The following is a 9,750-nucleotide window of genomic DNA, read 5'->3' as shown; positions in this document are numbered from 1 at the left end:
CGCGGGGCGGCGGTGCCCGAGAGAGGGGCCGGCGGTTTGCTCGTTCAGGGCGTCACTTCCCAGGTCGATGGCTTAGGTCTCTGATCCTGCAGGTGGACCTGGCGCCGATGAGAGTCCCCGAACGCGGGGGTTGACGGACCGGCACGAACCCGAGGGCACCACGCATCGGGAAGTGCCTACTTACCTCGTTCGCCGTCGAGCAGGCGCTCCACAGCGGACCTGAGGTGAGGATGTTGTTTCGAGCAGTGGCCATCACGATCGCGTGAGACGTGTCGAAGTAGCGATGCGCGAGCTGGTCACGCATTTGGGCGATCTCCTCCCACGGGATGCCGGGTTCGGGTGCGGTGACCGACGGATCGAGGTCCTTGACCGCCTCCCCGATCTCGACGAGGCGGATGCGGATCGCATCGAACACGATGTCGTCGTCGTCGGTTCGTTTCGCATAGTCCTCGATCATCTTGCACGCGATGAGGATGTCTCCGAGTCGGGCTCGTGACGATCGGCTCACACTGGTCTCGCTTCGCGAAGCACGGTGTCGACAACGTCGGGCTTCAGGCTCGAAGCCGGCACGACATCGACCGGCGCGTCCAGAATTCGTTCGGCGGCGCTGCGCATCTGGCCGAGGCCGAACATGCCGACGCCGTCGCCAACGTCGACGAGCAGGTCGATGTCGCTCGTCGCTGATTCGTCACCGCGAGCGACACTTCCGAACACGCGTACATTCGTCGCGCCCAAGTCGCCGAGTGCGGCCAGCAGGTCCTCCCGGTTCGCGTTGAGCCGCGCACGCAGCGGGCGCACGCCGGGGCGACGCGGCGCAGCGTGACCGCCCGACAGTCGTTCCGCCGTCGCTGTCACGCCGGCACTCAGTTCCGCGTGATGCGAGTCGATGAACTCCCGCACTGCCGCCGTGACGATGTCCTTCTTCGTGCGGCCGAGTAGATGCGCCGCATCCGAGACGAGGCGATCGGTCGCCGGGTCGATCTTGATCGGGGTGAATGTCGCCATCGATTTGCTCCTTGGTACCAGAGTACCAGCTGGTACCCCCTAATCGTGCCGGCATCGCGCAGCCGCGGCGAGATGGAGGCGCTGCGTGCGGAGTCCACGTTGGCGGCGATCGTCGAGGACTCCCGCGGCGACGTCGCCGTCGCGCTCAAGGAGCCGCACTCAACCGGGTGGCGACCGCGATCACCGTGCTGTGTCAATGGCCACCCCCGGCGCGCTCCAGCGGGCCGGCGTCAACACCGACCCGTTCACCCCAGCTGAGCCGGCTGCGCGAGGCGAACGTAGACCGTAGCGCCAGGCGCGTTCGGATCCTTCACGAGTGAATCAACCGTGGCCGTCGTCCTGCCGGACCAAGCACCCCGCGTTGCACTCGCCAACGAGCCAAGTGATGGCAGCAGATCCGGGCCTGTCACAGTCCGGCTTCGGATACCGCTTGAGTGCGTCGGTGGGCCGCCGCCACTGCTCATCTCGTAGGGCGCGACCCTCCTGTTCGAAGTATTCAGTTGAGCGCGCCTGCGGCGTCGAGCACTTTCAATGTCGCGAGCACCGGGTGATCGCGGTACTGCTTGCTTCGCGCGACTTCGCGCACCTTGCTGACGACCTCGGTCGCCCCGATCACCTGGATCGGGCCTCCACCGATCTCTTGCGTTGATGCCCATGCGCGGATCCGCGCCTCGTTGGTCCCGCCCGCGACCTTGCCGACGTACAACCTCATCTCCGTCTGCTCGGGCGCATAGCCGAACCTCGCACATGCCTCGGTGACGACACCGTCACGGATATCGAACTGGTTGAGAAGCGCGTACCAGCTGGTGTATCCGCTGACGCCCATTACGTGATCAGCCACGACGCCGCGTGAGCCGAAGAACGACTTGACGGTCGCAAGCACGAGCCTCTCTGAGTTCGCACCGACCAGATCGACCTCGTACCCGTGGGTCTGCCACGCCATGCGCAGCGAGTGCGACCGCACGCCCGCGCCTCCAGAAAGGGCGCGCTGCGCAAGCTCGATCTCGGTACTCATCGGACGCCGTTCCGGATGTCGTCGACGAACTTCTCGACGGCGTCATGCGCGAACCGAGGGTCGCCGCCAAGCGAGGAGTGCGCGCCCGAGGTGCAGATGCCGAGTGCCGGCTTTCGGTAGTCCGCACGCTTCGCGAGCCATCCGTCGAGCGAGCGGATGTCTCCGTAGAGCGCCAGCGAAACTCGATGCGTCGTCTTCGGGTGGTCGGCCCAGATACGCTCGACCTCGGCGTGCGGTTGCCCCTTGCTCAGCGCCTCGGTGAAGTAGCTGTCGCGCGCCTGCGCCTCGACGGCGAACCGAAGGATGCCGGGCAGCACCCTGCGGAGTGCGTCATCCGGCATCTCCCCGTCGCGAAGGAGCGCGGCGGCGTCGCGCAGGTACCGCCGGGGAGGATCGAACGCGTTCGTGACCGTCACGCGGGACCCGTTCTCGCGAGTCACCTCGAGGATCTGCGCATTGACCTGCCCGCGGCGCACCGCGTCGGCGAACCGGTCGTCGTGCGAGAACACGATGACCTGCCGCTGCTCGGCGATCTTCGCAAGTACGCGCACGAGCCCGTCGACCTTGGCGGGGTCCATCGCCTGCACGGGGTCGTCGAGCACCACGAAACGGAACGGGCTCTCGGGCAGTTTCGCGCGTGGCAGGAACAGCGCGACCGCCAGCGCGTGCAACTCTCCCTGACTGAGCACCGTGAGGTCCGCGGCATCCTTGTCGTCGACGGATGCCTCGATCACGACGTGTGGGCGGGTGTTGCTGCCGTCGAGCTTCAAGCGCGCGATCTCGACGTTGCTCTCCTGTCGCAGGTAGGACCAGATCTCCTTCGCTTGCTCGGCGATCGGCGCCAGCCGCTCGTTCTTGAGCTCGCTGTCGTGATCTTTCAGCCACTTGACGGCGCGCTTCGCGCTCGCAGCATCGGACTTCTTGGCGGCCCAACGCTCGTGAGCATCGAGGAATGCGCCGAGCTGTGTCGCGGCGGCCGACCATGCGTCGTCGCGTGCATCGATGACGCGCCGTGCTGCGCGCTGAAGCTCAGCGAGGGCTTCGGTAACGAGCGGATGCTTCGCCGCGAGGTGTTCTGCCAGGTCGAGATTCCCATCCGGCACTTCAGCCCATTCGGCCCACAGCTCACGGGCCAGCTCGGCGAGCTCGCCGAGCTCCGCGTCAGCCACCAGTCGGTCGAGCACCGACGGCACCGATGCGATGAGTGTGACCGCGTTCGCTCGTGCGCTCCGCAACGCCGCGCTCGCGGCCCGAAGCCCACTGAGGGCGACCTCGGCCTCCTGAATCTCGATTCGAGCGCGTTCCGCCCAGTCATCGTCGACACGGCCGGTCGCGCACACGGGGCAGGGACCGTCGCCCTGGTGCTGGTGCACGCGAAGCGCCGCATGCAAGACGTCGGTCCGTAGCTCGAGCGCGGCCGTGGCCGAGTCGCCGGCACTGGCGGCGGCTTCGGTCGCCGCACGCAGCGCGTCGGTCACCGCGCCGACCTCGTCGGCTGCTGGCAGTTTCAGCTGGAGCACCGCGTGTGCCGCGTCATCCGCCTGCCGTACGCCTCCATCCCCGACGCCGGTCGCGAGTGCGCGAAGCGCGGCGACATCCGGGTCCCGCTTCTTCAACAGGCTCAAAGCGGAGGTGGCCCGCTCGTCGCCAAGCTGCTGCAGCGTTTGCGTTACGGCTCGCTTACGCTCGGCAGCGTCCTTCTCAGGCGCGCCGAGTTGACGCGCGCGAGACTCGAGCCGCTTGACCGCGGCGGCGAGTTGCTCGAGCCCGAGCACGCTCGCGAGCTTGTCGTACAGCTTGCTGGGTTCCGAGGTGAGGATGGCGCCGAGTTCGTCGTAGGTCAGGATCGGGCGATAGGTCTCGAGCTGGACATCCCAGCCGAGCGAGCTCACCCCCGTCTCGCGCTTCTGCCCGGCACGCTGCAGGTGCGTGGAGTGCGCATCGCGCGCGGCATCCGCGGCCCATGTCACCGAGACCGTGGTCGTCCCGACCTGCTCCTCAGCGAGCGTCACCTCGATCGACGCGGGATCACCTTCGTGGAGGTTGCGCCATGCGCCGTCCCAAGCCGCGCCGCGCCGCTCCTGCCATCGCGCCGTCGTGCCGAGCAGCGCGAACTCGAGCGCCTCGGCGAAGCTGCTCTTTCCCGAGCCGTTGCGCCCGGCGACGACCGTGAGCCCGGGCGCAGGCTTGAGGTCGAGTTGCGCCTTGGGCCCGATACCGCGGAATCCCTGCACCTTGATCCGCTTCAGGAACGCGCCCGCGGGCTCGACGGGCTCCACGGCTCCTGAGTCGGGCGTCACCCGCTCGGGCGGTTCGAAGCTCGCGAGGTCGGCAAGGGTATCGTCACCCTCGAGCGCGGCCAGGATGATGAGCTGTTCCTCGTCGGTAAGCGAGTCGTCGGCATCGAGTCGGGTCACGATCCAGCGGGCGCGGTCGAGCATCGATGTCCTTTGTAGGGTGCGGGGTTCTCTGAGGCTATGAGGATTGACGGCACGAGCGGGAGAGCAATCGACTCGACACCCTCGAACTGGGGGCGGCCCACCAGTTCGCCCCACCTTCTCAGCCAGGGCGTTCATCTGTTCTAAAATGCCTCGCACGACGACGTGATGGCGACGATAGGACAGGTACTTGACCAACTCGCCTGATTACGAGCAGAAGTCGCGCCTCCGGAGCGACCGGTCGTTTGAGCGGGTCTCGGCGTCGCCTCGCGATCGCAAGTCTGGAATATGGAGGCGATCGTCGCGGCTCACGGCGGGACGGCACGCCGATGTACCTCGTCGATGACATGGCGAGATGCTCGTTGAGGATCGGCGCGCAGGGTTGGGGGATAGCTCCGTGACGAGCCTCGTTCACAGAGAACCGACTGCACGCCGAGCTCGCCGGGAGGCATGGTGGCGATCAACCAGAGACGCTATGGCTCGCTTCCCATGCGATATGAATGTGTCGTGAGTGAAGACGAGTTTGTGGACGACCAGGACCGGACAGACCCAACCGTGCTCGATGAGAGCGAAACGGATGATCTGGGGCTGTTTGAGACAGAGGCGTCAAGCCTTCCCTACTTCGGTGCTGACTTCGATGTTGCTGGACTCGTGCGTCGTCTCGACGACGAGGACATTCTCATTCCGAGATTCGATCCCGATGACTCCGAGGACTTGACAATCGAGGGCTTCCAGCGCCAGCGCGTCTGGACTGCACCTCGAATGGAGAAGTTCATTGAATCCCTCTTACTTGGATGGCCAGTACCGAGTATCTTTCTCGTTGTCGAACCGGACGGACGATACCTCGTGCTCGACGGGCAGCAACGGCTCACGACTCTGCAGAGCTTCTACCGAGGATTACACCCCGACGGGCGCCCCTTCGTTCTCAAAGATGTAGCGGAGCATCTCCAAGGTGCTACCTACGAGACACTGAGTCGAGAAAGCAAGCGTCGACTCAACAACACGTTCATCCAGGCAGTTGTCATTGAACCGGCTGGCGAAGACGGGCGAGATGCGGTCTATCGGTTGTTTGGCCGACTGAACAGCGGTGGTGTTTCGCTGACAGCACAGGAGATTCGGGTCGCGCTCTATCGCGGACCCCTCGTTGAGTTGATCCGTGACCTCAACCACAACGCAGCCTGGCGGCACCTATTCGGTGCTGCCCACAAGAAGCTCAAGGATCACGAGCTTGTCCTTCGCGCTCTCGCGATGGCGGAGGTTATTGCTCGACTCGACGGGCGCTGGGATGATGAGGAGCTGCGGCTGCGTGCCTACAAGCCACCTATGGCCCAATTCCTCAACAATTATCTGGAGGAGCACGGAAACCTCGAAGGAATCGATGTCGACCTCGTAACAACTGCATTCGCCGAGAGTTGCCGCCTACTGGTCGAGGCAAACGGCCGAGACGGCCTGAAGTTCGCCGGTCGACTCAACGCGGCACACATCGACGCGCTTCTCGGCACGCTTGTCTACGCATTCAGCCACGGTGACACCGTTGGTCTCGACAGGGTGAAACGGGCGATTGCCACTCTCAGGAATTCCGCGGAGTACACGGATTGGGTCTCAAGGAGTACATCTCACCGTGACAGCGTCTATGGACGGCTCGGTTCGGCCTACGCAGCGCTCATTGGCTAGTGACAGCAATGCCCACAACAACGGTGATTGCGCATAAGGACGCTTACGCGCTCTGGTCGCGCCTCCAGGCTGAGTTCGACCGTTACCACTCCGCTATTTCGTACATTCCTATCGACCAAACCCGTATCCAAGACGATCTTCGTCGATACCTGTGTCTGAGATGCGCGGGATTTCTAGAGCGCCTCGTTCACGATAGTGTTCTGCGTTACCTGGATGCGAAGGCGTCTGGCCCTGCGCTTGAATTCGCGAAGTCGTTCTACAGGACTACGCCAAATCTGAACGCCGACTCATTCGCGAAGCTGATGGCACGTTTCGGAGATGACCACGCAGATCGCTTCAACGCGTTCTTGACGCCAACGCTGAAGGACAGCCTCAATGATCTCGCATCGATCCGGAATCCCATAGCTCACGGGGAAGCTGCTGGCGGCCAGAAGCTTGACCCGGAACGGTATCGTCGGTTATGCAAGGCCGTCTACGACTGGCTCACAGGTGATTTCCTGACTCCTGTGGGAGTCGGAATGGTGGTCGAGCTGGGAGCCACTTCCCCGACCTCGCGATGACGTCGGCGGGTTTCACCGACGTCGAACCCGAAGCCGCGAACCCACACCGCATGAGCCCGTATTGCCAGCGCACCTCATGCCCGCCTGATTCCGTCAACCGTCAGTGTGCGTGGTGTGCAAACGGGAAAGGTCATAATCGACCTGGAGGACCACGTCAGTCTGCGAGAAGTGCCAATCCACGAAGCTACGGCCGGGCAGTTGGGATCCCCGTAGTCGTGTGGTGATACCTTGTGGGCCGAAGTTGTGTGCCCAAGCTGTGTCTGCTTGGATCGCACGTCTAAGTGCCTCGGAACGGTGGATGACGCCTTCGCGGTCCACGGTGATGAGGTGGTTCTCGAACGCGGCGTCGTGTGTCGGGCAAGCGGCGAGGCCGTTGGCAGGATCCATGCGTTCGATTGCTGTGCTGTCTTTCCAAGGCTTGATATGGGATGCGATCAGCATTCGCGAGGATGGAAGTGAGATGCCCCGGGTCCCGAGACCGCAGAAGACGCACTTGAAGTCGGCACGATCCAGCACGCTTCGAGCGAACTGCTGTTGACCGATCCGAGCCGTTGTCATGATCGCACGTTCCGTGCGTTTTACATTCGCCAGGGATCCGCGAGCGGCGAGAGCACGCAGAGTCGGCTCTGCCGCCTCTCGGAGTTGGTCGTCGGTGACCTTGACCGCGTCAAATACGACTTCGAGTGGTCGTGCGGCCGAGTCGAGGAAGTCGGGCACGTCCACCGCGTCGAGTCCGGCACTGCGCGCACCGGTGATGATGGAGGCGTAGAGGGCGGGGAATAGCAGGGCATCGGAACCGAGCCGGATCCAGAGTTCCTGCTCGTGGCGGGCTCCGTTCGGCCGTCGCCCGTCGAGGTTCGCCAATTTCGCGGCGAGACTCTTCTCGGTCCTCTTAAAGAGGCGCGCGAAGTTTTGTACGTGCGGGGATGAGGCTCGGAGATTGACCGAGCCAAACTTCGATGGTCGTTCGATGAGTCCGAGCCCGAAACAAACGAGCGTCTCCACGGGAAGATAGTCGACCTGGTCCCTGCCCGTGGGCCAGGAGCGCTGGCCGATGGACAACCACTGATCGCGAGCGGCTTCAACCGTCAATTGCACGTAGTCATCAAGAGCTAACACGTGTGCACCGTTCCGAAAGCCGCAGTGAAATCTCGCTAACTGACCTTGTTCCTATGCCGCTCGAAGAACTCATGCCGCTGGTGATTCGTCTGACCAGTGAAACCCCTGAATTCGCCCAGTTTGTACGCGGTACCTGTCGCCGTCACATCTACATCGAGGGTGAAGTCCTGTGCGAGTTGCGCGAGGCGTTGCTCGACATCGGCGATGCTGTGTTCGGTGAGGGCAGACGCAAGCGCCTCGATGCTCACATATCCATCAGCTTTGGACAGCGCCCGATATACCGGATCGTGAACATCCGCGGACAGCTGGGGCGTGTGGTGCGGTAGCCCGTCGTGGTTGAGGGCAGTGACGATCGATCGGCCGACAGCTTCAGCGACGGGAGGTGGGAATGCGTTGCCGATCTGCCGGTACTGCGAGGTCTTCCGGCCAGCGAACTGCCATTTGTCGCCCTCGCTCCACCCCTGGAGGCGAGCGACCATCTCAATAGTCAGACGCGGATGTGTGACTGTCGGCGGGGGTGCATCGGGGCCGGGAGGTGCGTCGGCTATCCCGCGGCCGTCGACCCCGAGCGACCTCCATACCTGCTTGGCCCTCGTGGGGCCGAGGTCTGCGCCACCGTGCTTCTTGCTGCCTCCTACGATCGTCGGGCCGATCCCTGCCGCCATTGCCGCCCATTCGTCTGCATGGGGCCACCCGCCTGCCGCCATCAAGTCGCGAAGGAGGTTGCCAACGGTAACGGTTGTGGGCGTCGGTTCAGGCCATCTGAAGTAAGGGGCATCGTCCTGCGACAGCGCGACCAGAACGAACCGAGGACGCAACTGAGCAACGCCGAAATCCGATGCATGCAGCAGTCGCCAATTCGCGACATACCCCAACTGAGCGAGTCGATCCAGGACCCGCTGGCGATATCCAGAGAATCGGGTACTTGCGAGCCCGCGAACGTTCTCGAGCATTACTGCGCGTGGTCGGATAACAGCGACCTGCTCGATGGCCCATGCGAAGAGGTCACGCTCGTCGGACGAGCCGAGCTGCTTCCCGGCGATCGAGAATGGGGGGCAAGGAACACCCCCGGCGAAAAGGTCGATGCCCTCATACTCTGCGGGCCGCCAGACGGCATCATCAGCGACGTCGCCGACCGCAACGCGGACACCCGTGTTGCGACTGAGCGTCTCAGAGGCGGCGGGATCGAGCTCGACAGCGAGCGAGGTTATGAAGCCCGCCTTATGAAGCCCGAGCGCCTGCCCCCCCGCGCCCGCGCAGATTTCCACGGCTGAGTACCGAGACTCAATCACTACACGCGCCTCCTGACTGCCCGACGTTGTGCGCGAGCCTAGTTTGGTCGGCACCTCCGACAAAGTGCGGCGCGCCAGCTTCCGCGCGAATACGTACTGCACTGACGACTGTTCTAAGCGCAACATCCGGTGGCACGTGCTCCCAGATCCGTATCACGCGCCAGCCCGCAGCCTGCAGAGCTCTCGACTGCACTGCATCCCGCACTCGATTGCGCTCGAGCTTCGGGCGCCAGTAGTCCGCGTTTCGCCGCGGGACCGAGCCGTGCGTGGGGCATGAGTGCCAGAAACACCCGTCGACGAAGATCGTGATCTTCTGACGCGTGAAGACGATATCGGGTCGAGCAAACGTGCCCTCGAGCGGAATGCGTAGGTCACATCGGTACCGGTACCCCGCGGCGAACAGGAGTGAGCGCAGGGCTCGTTCGGGTTTAGTGTCGCGGCGCCGGTTTGCTTGCATGTTCCGACGACGGTCGTTCGGTGGTGCATCACTCACCACAACATCTTGCGCCATGGGGGAAGCGCCCGCGGCACTGGGGCGCGCCGGCTAAGGGCTCGCGAATGATTAATCTGTGCGTGTCGTGGGGTTGAGGGTGTAGTTCCATTCGGGGTGCCAGTCGTGGCGGGTGAGGATGCCGTCGGCTTCGAGG

At 63.9% G+C, this 9,750-nt stretch carries 9 protein-coding genes; 2 read left to right on the top strand and 7 right to left on the bottom strand.

The window, feature by feature from the left end; all coding sequences use genetic code 11:
• Positions 1 to 52: 52 nt before the first annotated feature.
• From IEX31_RS19710 to IEX31_RS17830, 4 genes are all read right to left on the bottom strand, one after another.
• Complete coding sequence (locus tag IEX31_RS19710) at positions 53 to 457, bottom strand: HepT-like ribonuclease domain-containing protein (protein WP_188744742.1); 405 nt, start codon at positions 455 to 457, stop codon at positions 53 to 55.
• A 47-nt stretch (positions 458 to 504) separates the two neighbouring features.
• Complete coding sequence (locus IEX31_RS17840) at positions 505 to 1,005, bottom strand: nucleotidyltransferase family protein (RefSeq protein WP_229662480.1); 501 nt, start codon at positions 1,003 to 1,005, stop codon at positions 505 to 507.
• A gap of 496 nt (positions 1,006 to 1,501) precedes the next feature.
• Positions 1,502 to 1,948 (bottom strand): hypothetical protein, encoded by a 447-nt coding sequence (locus IEX31_RS17835; RefSeq protein ID WP_188744741.1) that lies wholly within the window; start codon positions 1,946 to 1,948, stop codon positions 1,502 to 1,504.
• Positions 1,949 to 2,016: 68 nt separating this feature from the next.
• Positions 2,017 to 4,461, bottom strand: coding sequence for an AAA family ATPase (locus IEX31_RS17830; RefSeq protein WP_188744740.1), 2,445 nt, complete (start codon positions 4,459 to 4,461; stop codon positions 2,017 to 2,019).
• A 504-nt stretch (positions 4,462 to 4,965) separates the two neighbouring features.
• On the opposite strand from IEX31_RS17830, the gene IEX31_RS17825 reads away from it, so the two are divergent.
• Positions 4,966 to 6,132 (top strand): DUF262 domain-containing protein, encoded by a 1,167-nt coding sequence (locus IEX31_RS17825; RefSeq protein ID WP_229662479.1) that lies wholly within the window; start codon positions 4,966 to 4,968, stop codon positions 6,130 to 6,132.
• 8 nt (positions 6,133 to 6,140) lie between these two features.
• Entirely contained in the window at positions 6,141 to 6,692 is a 552-nt protein-coding gene (locus IEX31_RS17820) for a HEPN domain-containing protein (RefSeq protein ID WP_188744743.1), read from the top strand.
• A 93-nt stretch (positions 6,693 to 6,785) separates the two neighbouring features.
• On the opposite strand, the gene IEX31_RS17815 is transcribed toward IEX31_RS17820, so the two are convergent.
• The 3 genes from IEX31_RS17815 to IEX31_RS17805 are packed head-to-tail and all read right to left on the bottom strand — an operon-like array spanning position 6,786 to position 9,614.
• Entirely contained in the window at positions 6,786 to 7,811 is a 1,026-nt protein-coding gene (locus IEX31_RS17815) for an HNH endonuclease (protein ID WP_188744739.1), read from the bottom strand.
• A gap of 35 nt (positions 7,812 to 7,846) precedes the next feature.
• The gene (locus IEX31_RS17810; protein WP_188744746.1) at positions 7,847 to 9,205 is read right to left on the bottom strand and encodes a DNA cytosine methyltransferase; all 1,359 of its coding nucleotides are present in this window, start codon (positions 9,203 to 9,205) and stop codon (positions 7,847 to 7,849) included.
• Positions 9,096 to 9,614 (bottom strand): very short patch repair endonuclease, encoded by a 519-nt coding sequence (locus IEX31_RS17805; RefSeq protein ID WP_188744738.1) that lies wholly within the window; start codon positions 9,612 to 9,614, stop codon positions 9,096 to 9,098. The genes IEX31_RS17810 and IEX31_RS17805 overlap by 110 nt, the downstream gene beginning before the upstream one ends.
• Positions 9,615 to 9,750: the final 136 nt, after the last annotated feature.

Origin of the sequence: Agromyces bauzanensis, assembly GCF_014645655.1 — a bacterium.
Lineage (GTDB): Bacteria > Actinomycetota > Actinomycetes > Actinomycetales > Microbacteriaceae > Agromyces > Agromyces bauzanensis.
The sequence above is the reverse complement of the archived record's forward strand: the minus strand, read 5'-3'. Positions and strand labels throughout refer to the sequence as shown.